12 protein-coding genes and 1 pseudogene are annotated in these 19,319 nt (G+C 72.6%); 6 read left to right on the forward strand and 7 right to left on the reverse strand.

All coding sequences use genetic code 11. The features are described 5' to 3' along the window. The first annotated feature begins 93 nt into the window (after window positions 1-93). The 3 genes from ACIQV3_RS01645 to ACIQV3_RS01655 all read left to right on the forward strand — a co-directional run bounded on the left by ACIQV3_RS01645 (window position 94) and on the right by ACIQV3_RS01655 (window position 4,680). Entirely contained in the window at window positions 94-444 is a 351-nt protein-coding gene (locus ACIQV3_RS01645; protein WP_403708634.1) for a YciI family protein, read from the forward strand. Between the two features lie 155 nt (window positions 445-599). Further along, on the forward strand, window positions 600-1,847 hold the full coding sequence (locus ACIQV3_RS01650) for an RNA polymerase sigma factor (RefSeq protein WP_403709142.1): 1,248 nt from the start codon (window positions 600-602) through the stop codon (window positions 1,845-1,847). A gap of 238 nt (window positions 1,848-2,085) precedes the next feature. Continuing rightward, window positions 2,086-4,680, forward strand: a complete 2,595-nt coding sequence (locus ACIQV3_RS01655; RefSeq protein ID WP_403708636.1) for a SpoIIE family protein phosphatase — start codon at window positions 2,086-2,088, stop codon at window positions 4,678-4,680. A 10-nt stretch (window positions 4,681-4,690) separates the two neighbouring features. Here ACIQV3_RS01655 and ACIQV3_RS01660 read toward each other — a convergent pair whose 3' ends face one another. From ACIQV3_RS01660 to ACIQV3_RS01690, 7 genes and pseudogenes are all read right to left on the reverse strand, one after another. Next, window positions 4,691-5,728 (reverse strand): PP2C family protein-serine/threonine phosphatase, encoded by a 1,038-nt coding sequence (locus ACIQV3_RS01660; RefSeq protein ID WP_403708638.1) that lies wholly within the window; start codon window positions 5,726-5,728, stop codon window positions 4,691-4,693. A gap of 196 nt (window positions 5,729-5,924) precedes the next feature. Further along, entirely contained in the window at window positions 5,925-7,292 is a 1,368-nt protein-coding gene (locus ACIQV3_RS01665; RefSeq protein WP_403708640.1) for a pyridoxal phosphate-dependent decarboxylase family protein, read from the reverse strand. A 90-nt stretch (window positions 7,293-7,382) separates the two neighbouring features. Next, on the reverse strand, window positions 7,383-9,905 hold the full coding sequence (locus ACIQV3_RS01670) for a SpoIIE family protein phosphatase (protein WP_403708642.1): 2,523 nt from the start codon (window positions 9,903-9,905) through the stop codon (window positions 7,383-7,385). A 190-nt stretch (window positions 9,906-10,095) separates the two neighbouring features. Beyond that, a complete protein-coding gene (katG, locus tag ACIQV3_RS01675; RefSeq protein WP_403708644.1) occupies window positions 10,096-12,285 on the reverse strand; it encodes a catalase/peroxidase HPI in 2,190 nt (729 codons plus the stop codon). Window positions 12,286-12,557: 272 nt separating this feature from the next. Next, window positions 12,558-14,300 (reverse strand): annotated as a pseudogene (locus ACIQV3_RS01680) (methyltransferase); the annotation flags it as partial. Window positions 14,301-14,515: 215 nt separating this feature from the next. Further along, window positions 14,516-15,736, reverse strand: a complete 1,221-nt coding sequence (locus ACIQV3_RS01685; RefSeq protein WP_403708646.1) for a 4-hydroxybenzoate 3-monooxygenase — start codon at window positions 15,734-15,736, stop codon at window positions 14,516-14,518. Between the two features lie 149 nt (window positions 15,737-15,885). Beyond that, window positions 15,886-16,308, reverse strand: coding sequence for a MarR family winged helix-turn-helix transcriptional regulator (locus ACIQV3_RS01690; RefSeq protein WP_403708648.1), 423 nt, complete (start codon window positions 16,306-16,308; stop codon window positions 15,886-15,888). A 176-nt stretch (window positions 16,309-16,484) separates the two neighbouring features. Here ACIQV3_RS01690 and eno point away from each other — a divergent pair, with 176 nt between their 5' ends. The 3 genes from eno to ACIQV3_RS01705 all read left to right on the forward strand — a co-directional run bounded on the left by eno (window position 16,485) and on the right by ACIQV3_RS01705 (window position 19,261). Continuing rightward, a complete protein-coding gene (eno, locus tag ACIQV3_RS01695; protein ID WP_403708650.1) occupies window positions 16,485-17,798 on the forward strand; it encodes a phosphopyruvate hydratase in 1,314 nt (437 codons plus the stop codon). A 196-nt stretch (window positions 17,799-17,994) separates the two neighbouring features. Further along, window positions 17,995-18,357 (forward strand): transglycosylase family protein, encoded by a 363-nt coding sequence (locus tag ACIQV3_RS01700; protein ID WP_403708652.1) that lies wholly within the window; start codon window positions 17,995-17,997, stop codon window positions 18,355-18,357. A gap of 475 nt (window positions 18,358-18,832) precedes the next feature. Further along, entirely contained in the window at window positions 18,833-19,261 is a 429-nt protein-coding gene (locus ACIQV3_RS01705; protein ID WP_403708654.1) for a hypothetical protein, read from the forward strand. The last annotated feature ends 58 nt before the right edge of the window (window positions 19,262-19,319 follow it).

Consider the following 19,319-nt stretch of genomic DNA (forward strand, 5'->3'; position numbering starts at 1 on the left):
CGATCCGGCCCCGCCCCGTTCGTCGTCATGGTGTGCGGCCACCCGCCGCACCAGGAAACGACAGGCCCGACAGGGCCTGATAGGAGCCGGACCATGAAGTACATGCTGCTGATCAACGCTGGTGCGATCGCCGAGGACGGCGGCGCCGCCGAGTGCACCGTCGAGGACTGGATGGTCTACGACAAGGAGGTCAGGGAGGCCGGGATCTGGGTGTCCGGGGAATCGCTCGCGGACCTGGTCACCGCCACGACGGTGCGGGTCGGCCAGGACGGCAGGCGGGCCGTCACCGACGGGCCGTTCGCCGAGACCCGCGAGGTGCTCGGCGGGTTCTACGTCATCGACGTACCGGACCTGGACGTGGCGCTCGACTGGGCCGCCCGCTGCCCCGGCGCGCGCGGCAGCGGGTCGGTCGTGGTCCGCCCGATCGCCGATTTCGGGGCCTGACGGTGGGGGACGAGGGAATCGTGGACGAGGGCCTCAGGGACGAGGGCATCGGAGACGAGGGAACCGCCGGGTGCGACCCGTCCGACGGGCCCGTCGGGTCCGTCGGGTCCGTCGGGTCCGTCGGGTCCGTCCACCGGTCTTCCGCCAGATCGTCCGTGGAGGCGGTGTTCCGGGAGGAGCGCGGCCGGCTCCTCGCCTCCCTCGTCCGCCGCTTCGGCGACCTCGACCTGGCCGAAGAGGTCACCTCGGAGGCGGTCGAGGCGGCTCTGGTGCACTGGCCCGTCGAGGGTGTTCCGGCCAGACCCGGGGCCTGGCTGCTGACCACGGCCCGGCGCAAGGCCGTCGACCGCCTGCGTCGGGACCAGGCGTACGCCGCCCGGCTAGCCGTCCTTCAGGTGGAGGCGGAGCGGGCCGACCCGGCCCCGCCCGCGGACGCCGACGGCGGGCTGCCGGACGAGCGCTTGCAGATGTTCTTCACGTGCGCCCACCCCGCGCTCGCGGCCGAGGACCGCACGGCCCTGACCCTGCGCTGCCTGGCCGGTCTGACGACGCCCGAGGTGGCGCGTGCCTTCCTGGTGCCGCCCGCGACGATGGCGCAGCGGATCGTGCGGGCCAAGAGGAAGATCCGCGAGGCGCGCATCCCCTTCCGGGTACCCGGCGCCGACGAGCTGCCCGAGCGACTGCCCGGAGTGCTCCAGGTCGTCTACTCGGTCTTCACCGAGGGGTACGCGGCCAGTTCGGGCCCGCGGCTGCAACGGCTCGACCTGGCCGAGGAGGCCATTGGGCTGGCGCGGATCCTGCGCCGGCTGCTGCCCGCCGAGCGGGAGGTCGCCGGCCTGCTCGCGCTGATGCTCCTGATCCACGCCAGACGCGATGCCCGCACCGGACCGGACGGCGAGCTCGTGCTGCTCGACGACCAGGACCGCGGCCGCTGGGACCGGTCGATGATCGAGGAGGGCCAGGGCCTGGTGGTCCGCGCCCTGACCGGGGGTCCACCCGGTCCGTACGGGGTGCAGGCCGCCATCGCCGCCCTGCACGACGAGGCCGCCGATCTCGACACCACCGACTGGCCGCAGGTCGTCGCGCTCTACGACGTCTTGCTCGCGCTCACCGCGTCCCCCGTCGTGGCGCTGAACCGGGCGGTGGCGGTGGCCATGCGCGACGGCCCGCAAGCCGGCCTGACCCTGCTCGACGACCTCGCCGGCGAGCAGCAGCTGCGCGGCCACCACCCCTACCCGGCCGCCCGGGGGGACCTCCTGCACCGGCTCGGCCGGCTGCCGGAGGCCGCGGCGGCCTACCGGGAAGCACTCGACCTGGCCGGCACCGAGCCGGAACGCGCCCACCTGCGGCGCAGGCTGGACGCGGTGCTGCCGCCCGGGCCGGACGGCGGTTCCGGTTCCTGACGGCGGCCGCCGGACGGCGGTTCCGGTTCCCGACGGCGGCCCGCTCGCGGCGGCACGGGGCGGTGACCTCCCGCTCGGCATCACGTGCCGGGCAGGTACCTCGCCCGGCACGGCCTTCCTACCCCACGACGGGCGGTCGGCAGTGCTACAACTGGTTTGTGACCTCTCCTTGTAACCCGTACCGGGGACGTCGGTGCGGTCACTGAGCGCCAATCGCCCGCGAAGCGTCGCCCGCCAGGTGTTCGTCCTGCAGGTGGCGGTCGTGGTGCTGCTCGCAGCCGGTGCGGTGCTGGCCCTGGTGCTCCAGTCGCGCCACGACATCGACCGCGAGGCCCGCAGCCGGTCCGTGGCGGTCGCCGAGACCTTCGCCCGCTCGCTCGGGCTGCAGGAGGCCCTGCGCTCACCCGACCCCTCCGCGATCCTCCAGCCCCTCGCCGAGTCCACGCGCAAGGCCACGGGGGTGGACTTCATCGTCGTGATGGACACCGAGGGGATCCGCTACACCCACCCCCTGCCGGACCGCATCGGCAAGCGGTTCGTGGGGACGATCGCGCCCTCGCTCGCAGGTCAGGTGTACATCGAGAGCGTCGATGGTCCGCTGGGCAACGAGATCCAGGCCGTGGTGCCGGTGTTCTCCGACGACGGCCGGGTCGTGGCACTGGTATCGGCCGGTCTCACCGTCAAGAACCTCACCGGAGCGGTCGACCGGCAACTCCCCGTGATCCTCGGTCTCGCCGCGACCGGCCTCGCCCTGGCCACCGGGGGCGCGGCACTGATCAGCAGACGCCTCCGGCGCCAGACCCACGGCCTGGGCCCCCTGGAGATGACCCGGATGTACGAGCACCACGACGCGGTGCTGCACTCCGTCCGCGAGGGAGTGCTGATCACCGACGGCGCGGGGCGGCTGCTGCTCGCGAACGACGAGGCGAAGCGGCTCCTGCGGCTTTCCCCCGGTGCGGAAGGGGCCCTCATCCGCGACCTGCCCGGCCTCGACCGGCAGGTGTCCGAGCTCCTGCTGTCCGGTCGGGAAGCCACCGACGAGGTGCACGAGGCCGGGGACCGGCTGCTGGTGATCAGCCAGCGGCCGACCCGGCCCGGCGGCGGACCCGAGGGCGCGGCCGTCACCATCCGTGACTCCACCGAATTGCGCGTGCTCAGCGCACGGGCCGACGCGGCCCACAGACGGCTGAAGCTGCTGTACGACGCCGGCACCGGCATCGGCACGACCCTCGACGTGGAGCGGACGGCCCAAGAGCTCGCCGACGTCGCCGTACCGCGCTTCGCGGACTTCGCCACCGTGGACCTGGCCGAGACCGTGCTCCACGGGGACGAGCCCGCCCCGGACTCGGACCTGCGCCGTACCGGGGTCAGCGGCATCCGCGACGACTCGCCCCTCTACCCGCGCGGCAGGCTGATCGACTTCCTGCCCTCCACACCACAGGCCCGCGGCTTCGCCAGCGGCCGGGCCGAGGTGGTGGCCGACCTCGCCGACGCGCCCGGCTGGCACGCCCAGGACCCACGCCGGGCCCGGGAGATCGTCGACTTCGGGATCCACTCCCTGATCACCGCCCCCCTCACGGCCCGCGGGGTCACGCTCGGCGTGGCCAATTTCTGGCGCTCGCGCAAGCCCGAACCCTTCAACGAAGACGACCTCTCGCTCGCCGAGGAGCTCGTGGCACGGGCGGGCGTCACCATCGACAACGCCCGCCGCTACACCCGCGAGCACGCACTGGCCGTGACGCTCCAGCACAGCCTGCTGCCGCGCGAGCTGCCCGAACAGAGCGCCGTGGAGGTGGCGCACTACTACCTGCCCGCCCACTCCGGGGTCGGCGGCGACTGGTTCGACGTGATCCCGCTGCCCGGCAGCCGGGTCGCCCTGGTCGTGGGCGACGTCGTCGGCCACGGACTGCGCGCCGCGGCGACCATGGGCCAGCTGCGGACGGCCGTACTCAACTTCTCGTCCCTGGACCTTCCCCCCGACGAACTGCTGGCGCGCCTCGACGACCTCGTCCAGTACATCGACCAGAGCGGGGAGGGCGGCGTCAACGACGGCGAACTGATCGGGGCGACCTGCCTGTACGCCGTGTACGACGCGGTGACCCAGCGGTGCACGATGGCCCGCGCGGGGCACGTGCCACCGTTCGTGGTGCGTCCCGACGGATCGGCGGAGATGCCCGACCTGCCCCCGGGCGCCCCGCTGGGGCTGGGCGGGTTCCCCTTCGAGTCGGCGGAGCTGGACCTGAGCGAGGGCTCGCAGCTGGTGCTCTACACCGACGGCCTGATCGAGGACCCGGGGCGCGACATCGACGAGGGCCTGGAGCTGCTCCGCTCGGCACTCTCCCACGCCGGCCCGGGGCCCCACGAGACCTGCCGCGCGGTCCTGAAGGAGCTGATGCCGGTGCGCCCGCGGGACGACGTGGCCGTCCTCATCGCGCAGACGCACGCGCTGGGCGCGGACCGCATCGCCGACTGGGAGGTGCCGTTCGAGCCGACGGCGGTGGGGGGCGTGCGGGCCCGCGCCGTGGAGAAGCTCGACGAATGGGGCCTGTCCGAGCTCGCCTTCGGTACGGAACTCGTACTGAGCGAGCTCGTCACCAACGCCATCCGGCACGGCAGCGCACCGGTCCGTGTCCGGCTGCTGAACGACGGCAGGCTGCTGACCTGCGAAGTCTCCGACGGAAGCAGTACCGCACCCCACCTGCGGTACGCCGCGACCACCGACGAAGGGGGGCGCGGGCTCTTCCTGGTGGCCCAGATCGGCGGCCGATGGGGCACCCGTTACACGCCCACCGGGAAGATCATCTGGTCGGAGCAGCCGCTGCCGGACCACTGAGCGGGCGGGCTCAGAGCTCGCTCCGGCGTACGGCGAGGGCGGCGACGTCGTCGTCGAGGCGCCCCCGCCTGTAACGCAGAAGATCGCGGTGAAGGGCCGTGAGCAGCTCGCGGGGCGGTGTCGTCGGCTGCCGGAGCATCCAGGCCGCCAGGGGGAAGAACTCGCCGTCGCGGGCGCGGGCCTCGGCGATCCCGTCGGTATAGAGCAGCAGCAGGTCGCCGGGTGCGAAATCGTAGGCGTCCACGGTGTAGTGGTCGCCGACGAGCTCCGCGAGGCTGATCAGCGGCGAGGGATCCGCGGACTCCAGTACGCGAAGCCGTCCGCGGTGCAGGAGCATCGGCGGGGGGTGCCCGCAGTTGAGGATGCCGATGCGTCCGCCCTCGTGCGGGATCTGGACGAGAAGGGCCGTGGCGAAGCGCTCCATCGCCCCCTCCGGGGGAAAGGCGGCGTTGTAACGGGTGCTGCTGGCGTCCAGCCTGCGGGCGACGTCGACCAGGTCGCTCTCGCCGTACGCCGCCTCCCGGAAGGCGTTGACGATCGTCGCGGCCGCCCCCACGGCCGGCAGGCCCTTGCCCCGCACGTCACCGATGAGCAGTCTGATCCCGTACGGCGTGTCGACCACCTCGTAGAAATCCCCGCCGATGCGGGCCTCCGCCGCGGCCGCGAGGTACAGGGACTCGATCTCGATGGTGCCCAGGCGGTGCGGCATGGGGCTCAGCACCACCTGCTGCGCGGCGTCGGCGACCAGCCGTACCTGGAAGAGGGTGCGCTCCCGCTGGAGCCGGACGTGGCTTCCGTACGCGGCGGCCACGGTGACCGCGATGATTCCCGAGGCCGTCCACCACGTTCCCAGATCGGGGAAGACGAGGCTGAGGCCGATCATCAGAAGGAGACAGACCGTCCCGAGCAGGACCGTGGGGAGGACCGGCCACATGGCGGCGGCCAGGGCCGGCGCCGCGGGGAGGAGGCGACTGAAGGCCATGTCCGGCGGAGTCGTGTAGGCCAGGGCGGCGATGACGACGGTCAGGACGACCGGCGACAGCCGCACAAGCCTTCCCGGGCCTGGGCGCCTACGGCGCCGCGGTGGTCCAGACTCGATCACATTTGTCAGGGTATCCACCGAACGGAGGCGCGGCGCGCTGGCGGACCGATTCGACCGCCCGTCCTGCCCGTCCTGCCTGGCCTGCCCGTCCTGCCTAGCCTGCCTGGCCCCGCCGCACCCGGCCCTGGTCACGGGATCCGCGTCAGGCGCCGGCGGCCGCGCGCCGGATCGCGTCGAGCGCGCGCCTCACGTCGTCGTCGGTCGTCAACCAGTTGCTCACCGAGATGCGCATGACGCGCCGCCCGCGCCAGGTGGAGCCGCTGATCCACGCCGTGCCGTCGTCGAGCAGCCGGGTGAGCACCCGTTCCGTGCGCTCGTCGTCGCCGAACCCGGCGCAGACCTGGGTGAACACCACATCGTTGAGGACGGTCGCGCCGTCCGTCCCGGCGATCCCGGTGGCGAACGCCGAAGCGTGCCGGCACAGCCGGTCGACGAGGTCGGCCACGCCCGACCGGCCGAGGGACCTGAGGGCCGCCCACACGGTAAAGGCCCGCCCGCGGCGGGAGAGTTCGGGGACCTTGTCGATGGGGTCGCCCTGCTCGTCCTGGATGAGGTAGTCGCCGCGCAGACCCATCGCCGACCGGACCGCCGACGGGTCGCGCACGACGGCCAGGCCGCAGTCGTAGGGAACGTTCAAGGTCTTGTGGGCGTCCGTCGCCCAGGAGTCGGCGTCCGCGCAGTCCGCCGTCAGGTGCGCGTACCGGGGGGACGCGGCCGCCCACAGTCCGAAGGCGCCGTCGACGTGCACCCACGCGTCCGCCTCGCGAGCGGCGCCGATCGCCTCGGCGAAGGGGTCGAAGGCCCCGGAGTGGATGTCTCCGGCCTGCAGGACCACGATCGTGGGGCGCCGCCCGCCGGATGCCAGGGCTCGTCGCAGGGCCGCGGGCTCGATGCGTCCCTGCCGGTCCGCCGACACCAGTTCGGGCCGGCCGAGTCCCAGGTAGCGAAGCGCCAGGTCGACGGCCATGTGGCGGTCCTCGCCCGCGAGGACGCGTACGGCCGGCCCGCCCGTGAGCCCGTCGCGGGCCACGTTCCAGCCCGCGCGCCGCAGCACCGCGTCGCGCCCGGCGGCGAGGCAGGTGAAATTGGCCATCGTGGCTCCCGTGGTGAAGCCGACGGCGCTGGTGTCCGGCAGGCCGAGGAGATCCAGCAGCCACGCACCGGCGACCTCCTCCACCGCCGCGTACGCGGGTGAGGCGGCGCGCATCACGCAGTTCTGGTCCCAGGCGCTGACGAGCCAGTCCGTGGCGAGCGCGGCCGGTTCGGTGCCACCGACCACGAACCCGTAGAAGCGGCCACTGGGGAACGCGGTGAGTCCCGGCTCGCACGCCGTGGCGAGCAGGTCGACGACCTCGGCGGGCGGGCTGGGGGCCTCGGGCAGGTCGGTGCCGAGCGCGCGCACGATCTCCTCGACCGAGGCGCGGGCGGGAACCGGGCGGTCGTTCAGGCTCGCGAGCCAGCGGACGGCATGGCCGTGTGCCTGGCGGAGCGCTGCCTCGCGCGCGTCCATACTCCGGACTATGGGGCAGCGGCCACCACCCCGCAAGCCACGGTCCGGCCGGCGGCCCCTACCCGGCGGCCCCCGTACCCGGCGGAACCGTCAAGGTGGGGGCAGGCTCTGCTCGGACCAGACGGTCTTTCCCTCCACGGTGTAGCGGCTGCCCCAGCGGTGCGAGAGCTGGGCGACGATGTACAGGCCGCGGCCGCCCTCCTCGTGGTTCCGCGCGCGCCGCATCCTCGGCTGCGTGTTGCTGGAGTCCGAGACCTCGCAGGTCAGGGTGTCCGCCCGGATCAGCCGGAGCCGGACCGGGCCGCCGGCGTGACGAATGGCGTTGGTGACGAGCTCGCTGGCGATGAGCTCCGTGCTGAAGGCGAGCTCGTCGAGTTCCCAGGCGGTCAGCTGATCCAGGACGAGACGGCGGGCCTCTGCGACGATCGCCGGGTCGGCGTCGAGCCACCAGGTCGCGAGGGAGTCGGCATCGACCATGCGGGTACGGGCCAGCAGGAGCGTGACGTCGTCCCTCAGCCGGCCCGGCGGCAGCCCCTCCACGATGTCGTGCCGGGCCCGGCGCAGCGGCCGGCCGAGTACGTCCGTACGCAACAGGCGGTCCGCCAGGTCGCGCATCCCCTCGTCGATGTCGCCCTCTCCGCGTTCGATCAGGCCGTCGGTGTACAGGGCGAGGACGCTCCCCGGCGGCAGATCGCGTTCGACCGGCTCGAAGGGCCAGCCACCGACCCCCAGGGGCGGGCCGGGGCTCAGCTCGACGTACTCCACGGTTCCGTCCGGGCTGACCACGGCCGGCGGCGGGTGCCCGGCGCTCGCCATGACGCACTTTCCGGTCACCGGGTCGTAGACGGCGTACAGGCAGGTGGCGCCGGCCGGTCCGATGCGCAGCAGCGTGCCCGCGTCGCCCTCGTCCGAGTCCTCGCTGTCGCCCTCGGCGACGACCTGCAGGACCATGTCGTCCACGTGCGCCAGCAGTTCCTCGGGTTCCAGCTCCAGGTCCGCCATCGCGCGTACGGCGCTGCGCAGGCGCCCCATCATGGCCGTGGCGTGCAGCCCGTGACCGGTGACGTCCCCGACGACCAGGGCGACGCGGGCCGACGACAGGGGGATGACGTCGAACCAGTCGCCACCCACTCCACTGTCCGCGTCGGCGGGCAGGTAGAGACCGGCGGCCTCCAGCGCGGGCGTCTCCGCGGTGGCCGGGGGCAGCAGGCTGCGCTGCAGGCCCACGGCGGTACGGCGCTCCTTGGTGTACCGCCGCGCGTTGTCCACGGCCACGGCCGCACGGGCCGCGATCTCCTCCAGGAGCGCGAGGTCGTCCTCGTCCAGCGGGGGAGCGTCCCCCGTGCGCCAGATCGTGATCCTTCCGAACACGATGCCCCGTGCGCTCAGCGGCGCCGTCATCGCCGAATGCGCACCCGGGACGGCAGTGGCCCACTCCGGCGCGGCGTCGTCCTCGTCCCCGCCCTCATCCCCGCCCTCGCCCTCGTTCCCGGGCCCGGTGGAGCGGGTCCCGAGGCCGGTGATCAGTTCCCCCCGGCACTCCCGCGCCGCGGGCGCGGTCGGGTCGGGTGCGGCGCGAGGAGCCGCGAAATGGACCGTAGCCGTACGCGGCACGTCCGATTCCGCTCCGGCCGCGGCCATCCGGATCAGCGGCTGCGCGGGATGCCCGTCGGCGGCCGGTTCACCGCCCGTCAGAACGGTCTCCGAGAGATCCACCGCGGCGCAGTCTCCGAGCCCCGGCGCCAGGATGCCGACCAAGTCCTCGACGGTGCGCGGGACGGACAGCGAACCGCCCAGTGCTCCGGTCGCGCGGTACAGCAGGTCCAGTCGCCCGCGCGACCGCTCGTGGTCGGTGACGTCGGTGAACACCGCCGCCACGCCCATCGGATGTCCGTCGGGTTCCTGCAGCCGGAACGCCTGGATGGTCACGACCCGGCCACCCCGGGAGTCCTGCAGGGTGCGGGCGGTCGTGCTGAAACCGGTCAGGGGGTTTCCGCTGCGCAGGACCCCGCGCAGCCGGTCCTCGATGATCCCCGCGTCCTCGGCCCGCAGGAAGTCGCCCAGGCGCAGGCCTTTCAGGTCGACGGGCACCCCGGTGTAGGGCAGCAGGTGCGTGTTCGTCCGGAGCAGGCGCAGGTCCGCGTCGAAGAGGGCGAGGCCCACTCGGCCCTGGAGGAACAGTTCGTGCGTGAAGGCGTGGTCCTGCCGCCATCGGGAGACCTGCTCCAGGGGCGAGGCGAGCACGAGCCGGCGGGCCGTGTCACCGCCCTTCCCGCGCTCCCTTCCCTCCCCGCCGTCCAGCGGGACGACGCGAAACTCGATCTCCAGGGTGCGCCCGGAGCCGTGCCGCAGGGTGGCGCGTCCCTCCCACCCCTGCCACCCCTCCCGTCCCTCCTGCTCTCCCCGCCCGCCCTGGGCCAGAACCGCTTCCCAGCTGCCCGGGTCCGCCAGGAGGTCCCGCGCCGGCCGGCCGCACACGTCCGTGGACGGGCGGTCCAGGAGGGCTTCGGCGGCCGGAGTCCAGGCGACGATCGTCCCGGCGTCGTCCAGCAGCGCCGCGGCCGTGTTCGTGACAGCGAAGGGATGCTCCTGGTTGCCCTCAGTGGCGCGCATGCGTGCCCATCCCGTCCGCCGGTCCCTCTTGTCCATGCTGGTCGATGTCCGGAACGAGGTCCAGAGGCGCTACGCCATTCCGGTAAGGGCCCTCCCCGGGCGGCGCGCCGAGCGCGGCGCCGCGGGGAGGGAACGGGGCCTGAGCGCCCCCGGCCCCCGCCCCCGGCCCCCGGCCCGCCGGGACACGTCCTCAGGCGAGGTCGAACCGGTCGAGGTTCATCACCTTGTCCCACGCCGCCACGAAATCGCGTACGAGCTCCTCCCCGCCGTCCTCGGACGCGTACACCTCCGCGACGGCTCGGAGCTGGGAGTTCGAACCGAAGACGAGGTCGACCGCGGTAGCGGTCCACCTGACCTCGCCGGTGGAGCGGTTCCGGCCCTCGAAGACGTTCTCGGCCGTGGCCGAAGCCTTCCACTCCGTCCCCATGTCGAGCAGGTTGACGAAGAAGTCGTTGGTCAGGGTCCCCGGCCGGTCGGTCAGGAGTCCGTGTGCGGCCCCACGGAAGCCGGTGTCGAGCGCGCGCATCCCGCCCACCAGAACCGTCAGCTCCGGCGCGGTCAGGTTCAGCATGAAGGCGCGGTCCAGGAGGAGGGTCTCCGGCGACAGCTTCTCGCCGGGCCGCAGGTAGTTGCGGAACCCGTCGGCCGAGGGTTCGAGCACGGCGAAGGACTCCACGTCGGTCTGATCCTGCGAGGCGTCCGTGCGACCCGGCGCGAAGGGGACCGTGACGGGGTGCCCGGCGTTCCCGGCGGCCCGCTCGACGGCCGCGCATCCGCCCAGCACGATCAGGTCGGCGAGGGAGACCTGAACCCCACCGCCCGCGGAGGCATTGAAATCCTGCCGGATCCGGTCGAGGGTCCGTACGGCCTCCGCCACCTCGGGCAGGTCGTTGACCACCCAGTCCTTCTGCGGAGCGAGCCGGATCCGGGCCCCGTTTGCCCCGCCCCGCTTGTCGGTGCCGCGGAAGCTGGCCGCCGACGCCCAGGCGGTGGTGACCAGTTGGGGGACGGACAGCCCCGAGGTGAGGATCCGGCCCTTGAGGTCGGCGATCTCCGCGCTCCCGACGAGGGCGTGATCCACCGCGGGCACGGGGTCCTGCCACAGCTGAGGCGCCGGGATCCACGGCCCGAGGTAGCGGGAGAGGGGCCCCATGTCACGGTGCAGCAGCTTGTACCAGGCCTTGGCGAAGGCCTCCGCGAGCTTGCCGGGGTTCTCGTGGAAGCTCTTCGCGATCGGCCCGTAGACCGGATCGAGCTTCAGGGAAAGGTCCGTGGTCAGCATCATGGGAGCGTGCCGCTTCGACGGATCGTGGGCGTCGGGCACGGTGCCCCGGGCCGAGGGGTCCGTCGGAGCCCACTGCTGCGCGCCGGCCGGGCTCGTCGTCAGCTCCCAGTCGTACCGGAACAGGTTGTCCAGGTAGCCGTTGTCCCATCGCGTCGGCTCGGAGGTCCACGCCCCTTCGAGGCCGCTCGTGATCGTGTCGGGGCCCGCGCCGCTCCCGGCCGCGTTCTTCCATCCGCAGCCCTGCTGCTCGATCGGTGCGGCCTCCGGTTCCGGACCGATGTACTCGGGGCTGACTGCGCCGTGACACTTGCCGAAGGTGTGGCCGCCGACGATGAGCGCGACGGTCTCCTCGTCGTTCATCGCCATGCGCGCGAACGTTTCACGGATGTCCTTGGCGGCCGCGATCGGATCCGGGTTTCCGTTGGGGCCTTCCGGGTTGACGTAGATGAGTCCCATCTGCACGGCGCCGAAGGGACCGGTGAGTTCCCTGTCGCCGCTGTAGCGCTCGTCTCCGAGCCAGGTGTCTTCGGACCCCCAGAAGATTTCCTCCGGCTCCCAGATGTCCTCGCGCCCGAATCCGAATCCGAACGTTTCGAATCCCATGGATTCCATCGCGCAATTTCCGGCGAAAACCAGAAGATCGGCCCATGAGACCTTACGGCCGTACTTCTGTTTCACCGGCCAGAGCAACCGGCGCGCCTTGTCGAGACTGGCGTTGTCCGGCCAGCTGTTGAGCGGGGCGAAACGCTGGGCGCCCGATCCGCCACCGCCCCGGCCGTCGGCGATGCGGTACGTGCCCGCGGCGTGCCAGCTCATCCGGATGAAGAGCGGACCGTAGTGGCCGTAGTCGGCGGGCCACCAGTCCTGCGAGGTCGTCATCACTTCGAAGACGTCCCGCTTCAGCGCGTCGACGTCCAGGGCGGAGAACGCCTTCGCGTAGTCGAAGCCCGCACCGAGCGGATTGGCGCCGGGGGACGGCTGGAGGAGAACCTGGAGGTCCAGCTGGTTCGGCCACCAGTCCCGGTTCGCGCGGGGCCGGGCCGGCGCGGGGGTGGGGGAGGGGATGGCTGGGTTTTCGCTGTCGCTGCCGGACACGTCCGTCCTTCTTCCTGTCGCTGCTTTTCCGATTCGATTCGGTTCGATCGAGTACCGTGCCCGCTTCCGTACGCGGAACGGGTCTCGGCGTCCGTATGGTTTCGCACCGTGAGCCGGAGCGGTGTGAGAACACGCAGGGCGCGATTCTCCGAATGGCCTGATGGACTTCGCGGCGAAATGGCGGACGGGCCTCGGCTACCGGACTTGCGGGCGTGCAGGACGTACGCCTCCAGGGGGAGGGGGGTGTGGTCGACCAGCTCCAGTCCGGCGTCGGCGAGGAGCCGGGCGTAGTGCTCGCGGCGGCGTTCGCGACCGCCGACGTTGCACATCATGTGGAGGTCCCAGGCCGTGGCCAGCGAGGGGGAACCGTCGGCGGGCAGCAGCCGCTCGACGACCAGCAGGTCGGCGTGGGCGGGCATCGCGCGGGCGCAGTGGCTCAGGATCTCCCGGCACCGGTCGTCGTCCCAGTCGTGCAGGATGCGGGAGAGGACGTACACGTCGCCGCCGTGCGGTACGTCGGCGAAGTCGCCGCTGCGGTAGCCGCACCGCGCGCCGCAGCCGGCGGCGTCGAGCGAGCGGCGAGCGGCCTCGACGGCGTGCGGGCGCTCCAAGAGCATGCCCCGCAGCGTCGGGTGCGCGGTCAGGACGCGCCCGAGGAGTTCGCCGTTGCCGCCGGCGACGTCGACGACGGTCCGCGGGGTGGACGCCCGGGCCGCGGCGGTGATCACGGGGTGGGCGGGGAGCGGTTCGAACATGCGCGAACTGGCCCCCATGGAACGGTCGAAGAGGTCGGCGAGTTCGGGGTCGCGTGCGAAGTGGTCGAAGTGGTTCTCGCCGAAGAGGTGGTCGAAGGCGGGCAGCCCGGTCCGTACGGTGTGGTCGAGGGCGGCGAAGGAGCGGTAGAAGGGGCCGGCGTACATCAGGGCCAGCGGGCGCATCGAGTCCGGGGAGTCCGCGCGGAGCAGGGCTCCGAGGGGGGTGAGGCGGAAGCCTTCCTCTTCGTCGGAGCGCCGGGTCTGGTCGGTGTGCCGGGTGTTCCCGGTGTGCTCCGCGGCCACGGCGCCGAGCATCGTGAGGTAGCGCAGGAGCGTGGCGAGGTTCTCGGGGCGGGTGGCGGTGCGCCGGGCGAGTTCCCGGGTGCTGGTGGCCGCGTCCGGGTCCATGGCGTCGGGGAGACCCAGGCGCGCGAACGCGGCGAGTGCCTGGGTGGTCCATGCTCCGGTGAGGAGGCGCAGGAGCGCCTCGGCGGGCCGGCCCGCGTCGGTACGCCCCCGCGGGTCTGCGCGGAGGTGGTCCTCCAGGGCGTCCCGGTGGTCGCCGGGCGTGTAGAGCTCCAGGCGGCGGTACCCGCACGCTCCGGCCGCGGGGGTGGTGAAGTAGAGGACGGTGCCGTCCTCGTGCGGGTTGTAGCCGCCGCCGTCGGGGCGGGCGCCGTGTCGGCCGAGCACCGCGCACAGGCCGCGCAGGACCAGCGGGTCGGGATGCTCCAGTTCGAGGGCCAGGTGGGCCTCGTGGCCCCGGGCGCGTTCGTGCGCGGCGAGCGCTTCCAGGTCCGAGTGCGCGGGCACTGTGAGGGCGAACACTTCCACCGCGCGGTGCTCTCCGGCCGGGCCGTGGACGCGGGGTCGCAGGATGCGGACGTCGAGCTCCACCAGGTCACGGCGGTGGCGCCGGGCGAGCCGTTCCCGTACGACGACGCTGGGTTGGGACGGGGTGTCGACGGCGAGCCCGCAGTCGGCGAGGTGGCGGCGCAGGTCCTGCGGGTCGGTGGGGAAGAGCAGCAGGCCGGCGTGGGCGAAGCGGCAGTGCGGGGCCAGGGACCGCAGTTCGGGGCCGCGCAGACCGGGCAGCAGGAGGGGCAACAGGGTGGCGGTCTCGTGGTCCCGTACGAAGGCGACGGCCGCGCGCAGGCGGGCCGTGTCGTCGGGGAGCATGGTGTCGAGGGGAAGCATCGTTTCGCCACGAGGCGGCGATCCGGCGGGGAGCGTCGCTTCGGCGGGGAGGGTCGTCGTCATCGCGGAGTTCCTCGGGCGGTGCGGGGGCGGGTGCTCCGGTGGAGCGGGCACGGTGGACGGACTGGCTGTGCGGGGGTGCGGCGCGGGCGGGAGGGCACCGGGAATGGGGAGGGTGCGGCAAGGGGAAGGGGGGAGGGGGAGGGCACGGGGAACGGGGAGGGTGAGGCAAGGGGAAGAGGATGGGAGGAGGGGGAGGGTGCGGGGGAGGGCGGCGGTCACACGCCGACGTAGTTCTCGGCGAACCAGTCCTGGTGGGCGCGGGAGGTGCGCAAGGAGTCGAGGCGGGCACGCCGCAGGGATGCCTGGAAGAACGATCCGCCCGATCGCTCTGGGCCCGGGCCCGGGATCGCGTGCAGCAGGCCGGTCATCCACTGGGTGAACTCCTGGGCGCGCCAGATGTGCGCCAGGCAGTGCGCCGAGTAGCGGTCGAGGGCTGCGCCGTCCCCTCCGGCGAGGGTCTCGGCGAGGGCTCCGCCCAAGATCTCCGCCTCCAGTGCGGCGAGGTTCGCGCCCTTCGCGGCGGCCGGCGCCGTCAGGCTCGCGGCGTCGCCGGCGAGCAGGAGCGAGCCGTGGCGCAGCGGTTCGACCACATCGCAGGCGAGGTCGACGACGCCGCGCTCGATGATCGGCCCCCTGTGCAGCGGACCGTGCTCCGCTGCGCGCATCCGCAGGTCGAGTTCGTCCCAGATCCGCTCCTCGGACCAGGCGTCGGCTGGGACGCCGCGCCGGTACTGGAGGTAGTACCGCGTGACCTGCGGGCTACGGGCCATGTGGCCGGCGAAGCCGCGGTCGTGGACGGCGTACCCGACGGCGTCGAGGCTGGGCGGAGCTTCGGCGAGCAGGCCGAGCCAGCTCACTCCGTGGTCGTGGTGGTGGCGGACCGCCTCGGGCGGCAACGAGCGGCGGGAGGCTCCGTGGCGGCCGTCGCAGCCGGCGACGTACCGGGCGTCCCACCGCGCGGGGCGGCCGTCCGGCTCCCGGGCGGTGACGTACGGCCGGGCGCCGTCGGCGTCGTGGACCGCCAGCGCCTCGGTCGCGAAGTGGATCCTGCCCCCGGCGTCGAGATAGTGCGCCAGGAGGTCCGTGACCAGGTTCTGCTGCGGGTAGACGGTGTGCTGCTCGCCCCGGCCCAAGGAGCCGTAGTCGAGCCGGAAGCTGCCGTCCCCGGTGCGGAACTCGCACGTGCCGTGCGTACGCCCGTGCCGGTGCAGTCCGTCGGCGAGGCCGTGGCGGTCCAGGATCCGTACGGTGTTCGGCGCGAGGAAGCCGGCCCGGGCCCGGGTCTGGACGTGCGAGCGGTCGGCGCGTTCGAGAACGACGCAGTCGATCCCGGCGGCGAGGAGGAGGTTGGCGAGCACCAGGCCGGCGGGGCCGGCACCGAGCACGACCACGTCGGCCGAGGCGCGTAAGCCTCGACAATTCTGACTTTCTGTCATAGCGCGGGAATCATAAGCACGGAAAAACCCGAGCAAGATCACCAGTCGCCCACATGCAGCAATAGGGTGAAAATCGCCGGATTCCGTTCTCGTCGACGGCGAGGACGGCGCCGGTGGTCGCGAAGGCCGCGAAGGCCGCGAGGGTGGCGCTAGCGGGTGGCGAGCCGCTCCAGCAGGGCGGCGCTCCGTGCCAGCAACTCCCTTTCCTCATCTGTGAGTTCGGCCTCGATGGCCTGGGCGAGCCAGCCGGCCCTGCGGCCGCGCTCCGCTTCGAGTGCGGCCCGCCCCGCGTCTGAGAGCTCGACCAGCGACTTGCGGCCGTCCGTGGGGTGCGCGCGGCGCGTGATCAGGTTCTGCTCCAGGAGGAGTCCCACGGCGCGGGCCATCGACTGGGGGCGTACGCGCTGATCGGCGGCGAGATCGCTGGTGGTCATGGCGCCGTCGCGGTCGAGTGCGCCGAGCACGGCGATCTGGCCCAGCGGGATGTGGTCCTCGTGTTTGACGCGTCGGGTGAGCTTGCCCATCGCGGTGCGTAGTTCGGCGGCGATGGCGGCGGCTTCCGGGGTGGGCATAGGGCACTTTACCCCGTTGGTCAGCAAAGCTGTGCACCTGATCTGCGCAGTAATGCTGTACAGGCTGGCTGTACAGCACAACTGTGCAGTCTTGCTGTATGGTTTGGCTTGTCGGGCTCAGCGCCAGCGTTGTCGCAGCCGGGGCCACGGCAACACGACAACGGGGAGGGACTCCCATGTCCGCACAGGCAGTCGGAACCACCGAAATCGCCGCCGCCATCGAGACCGTGACCGCTCGCCGGATCATCGACAGCCGGGGCAACCCCACGGTCGAGGTCGACGTCGTCCTGGCGGACGGATCCCTGGGACGCGCGGCCGTCCCCTCCGGCGCCTCCACCGGCGCCCGGGAGGCCGTGGAGCTGCGCGACGGAGACTCCGCGCGCTGGCACGGCAAGGGTGTCGATCAGGCGGTGGCTCACGTCAACGGGGAGATCGCGGCGTCCGTGCGCGGCCGGGACGCGGCGGACCAGGCCGGCCTCGACGCCGCCCTGGTCGCCCTCGACGGCACCGCCACCAAGTCCCGGCTCGGAGCCAATGCCATCCTCGGCGTCTCCCTCGCCGCCGCGAAGGCCGCCGCGGCGGCCCGCCGCCTGCCCCTCTATCGCCACCTCGGCGGAGCCGACGCGCGCCTCCTGCCGCTGCCGATGATGAACATCGTCAACGGCGGAGCCCACGCCGACAACCCGCTGGACTTCCAGGAGTTCATGATCGCGCCCGTGGGCGCGGACACCTTCGCCGAAGCCGTCCGCATGGGCAGCGAGGTCTTCCACACCCTGCGCCGGGATCTGCTGGCCGCCGGTCACTCCACCGGAGTCGGAGACGAGGGCGGGTTCGCGCCCGCGCTGCGTTCCGCCGAGGAAGCGCTGGACTTCGTGATGGCCGCCATCGAGCGCACCGGCTACCGCCCCGGCACGGACATCGGCCTGATCATGGACCCGGCGTCGTCGGAGTTCTTCCGCGACGGGGTCTACGACTACGCGGGCGAGGGGGTGCGCCGCACCCCCTCCGAGAACGTCGACTACCTGGTCAAGCTCATCGACGCCTACCCGATCCTCTCCATCGAGGACCCGATGGCGGAGAATGACTGGGACGGCTGGCGCGAGCTGACCGCCCGCGTCGGCGACCGCTGCCAGCTGACCGGCGACGACCTGTTCTGCACCAACGAGACGCTGCTGCGCGAAGGCATCGCCACCGGCGCCGGCAACTCGATCCTGATCAAGGTCAATCAGATCGGCACGCTGACCGAGGCGCTGGCCGCGGTGGCCACGGCCCACCGGGCGGGCTGGACGGCCGTCATGTCCCACCGTTCGGGTGAGACGGAGGACACGACCATCGCGGACCTGGCGGTCGCGACCGGCTGCGGTCAGATCAAGACCGGCTCGCTCTCCCGCTCCGACCGCACGGCGAAGTACAACCAGCTGATCCGGATTGAAGAGGAACTGGGCGACTCGGCACGCTACGCGGGCCGCTCCGCACTGGGCCGCGGATGAGCGGCGGTCCGAGGGTGGACGCGGCCGCGCGAGGGGCGTAGAGCGTCCGTTCGGGTGGCGTTGTCCCTTTGCGGGTGGTAAGTGCGCCTGGAAGTCGGCAGGTCCGTGCTGTGCTGTGGCCACGACCCGAGCACGGTCGTACGCGGGCCCGCCCGCTGTTCGCGGCAGGTACGGCCCCAACAGCGAAGGAGGACTGATGTCGCGCTACTCGAAGGACCGGCGAAGGCGGAGCAGGATCGGTCAACTGCTCTTCCTGGTCATGGTGTTGGCGGTTCCGCTCCTGGACGTCTCCGGGGCTCACGCCGCCGCGGTCCACTCCAAACAGGGCCCCGACTGGGATGCCATCGCCCGCTGTGAATCCGGCGGGAACTGGCGGGCGAACACCGGCAACGGCCATTACGGCGGACTGCAGTTCACCCAGTCGAGCTGGAAGGCGGCCGGAGGCCGCAAGTACGCACCACGGGCCGACCTCGCCACGAAGTCGGAGCAGATCGCCACGGCGAGGAGGCTCGCCAGGATCCAGGGAATGGGGGCCTGGACCTGCGCACGCCGTAGCTGAGGGGAATGCCCCAACAGGGCTGCTCCACAGCCCTGTTGGGGCGATGCGCAGGGGGCGCCCCCGAAGGCCGGGCGCGATGAACTTCCCGCGCCGCCGCCCGCTGCCGATCAACACGTACGGCATGTGGAGGGGGACGCCTCCCTCGCCTGCCGGTGACCGCGCGCGCCGCGGTCTGGATGAGTCCGGCGAGGCGGACGAGGCAGGCGAGACGGTCGGGGGCGGGCGCGGCGTTGCCGGACGGCCCGATGGGAGTACGCGTGCCCGCTCGCCGGCGCCGGACGTTCAGGCCACCCCACGGCTGAGTGCGGCCCCCGTTCCGGCGGGGCCGTACACGCTGTCTGACCTGCGGCTTCATCCCGAACGGGAACGGGGTGGGGGTATGCCGTGCGGATGCGGGCCCCGGGGCCCTGTGTCAGCTTGGTACGAGTGGGGGCTGGACCGCGGGGGGCGTCTTCCCCGAAGGGGTGCATCACAGATGAATCGACTTCTCGCCACGGCCGTGAGCACGGCCGCCGCAGCGCTTCTCGTGGCCGGCGGGGCCGCCTCGGCCTTCGCCGCGGGGCCCACCGACGACGCGACCACGCAGCTGTGCAGCAGTCTGACCGAACTCAAGGCCGACAACGCGAAGTTGCGTGCGCTCGACCCGGCGACAGCCACCAAGGACCAGATCAAGGACGCCCACAAGGCCGTCCAGGACGACTGGAAGACCGTCGCCGAGTCCACCGCGCAGTTCAACGCCGCCCAGAAGGACGCGGTCAAGAACGCGACCAACGACGTGAAGAAGACGTACGAGGACCTGCCCGGCGACACCACCGGTGCCGAGGCCCTCACCAAGCTCACCCCGGACCTGCAGAAGCTCGACACGGCCGTCGCGAGCGCCCAGAGCAGCCTGCAGTGCGGCTGACACGGGGCTGAAGCAGACGGGACGCACCGCCGGGCGAGGCCCGGCTTCGGGGGTGCGG

It is taken from the genome of Streptomyces sp. NPDC099050 (assembly GCF_044759865.1).
Taxonomy (GTDB): domain Bacteria; phylum Actinomycetota; class Actinomycetes; order Streptomycetales; family Streptomycetaceae; genus Streptomyces.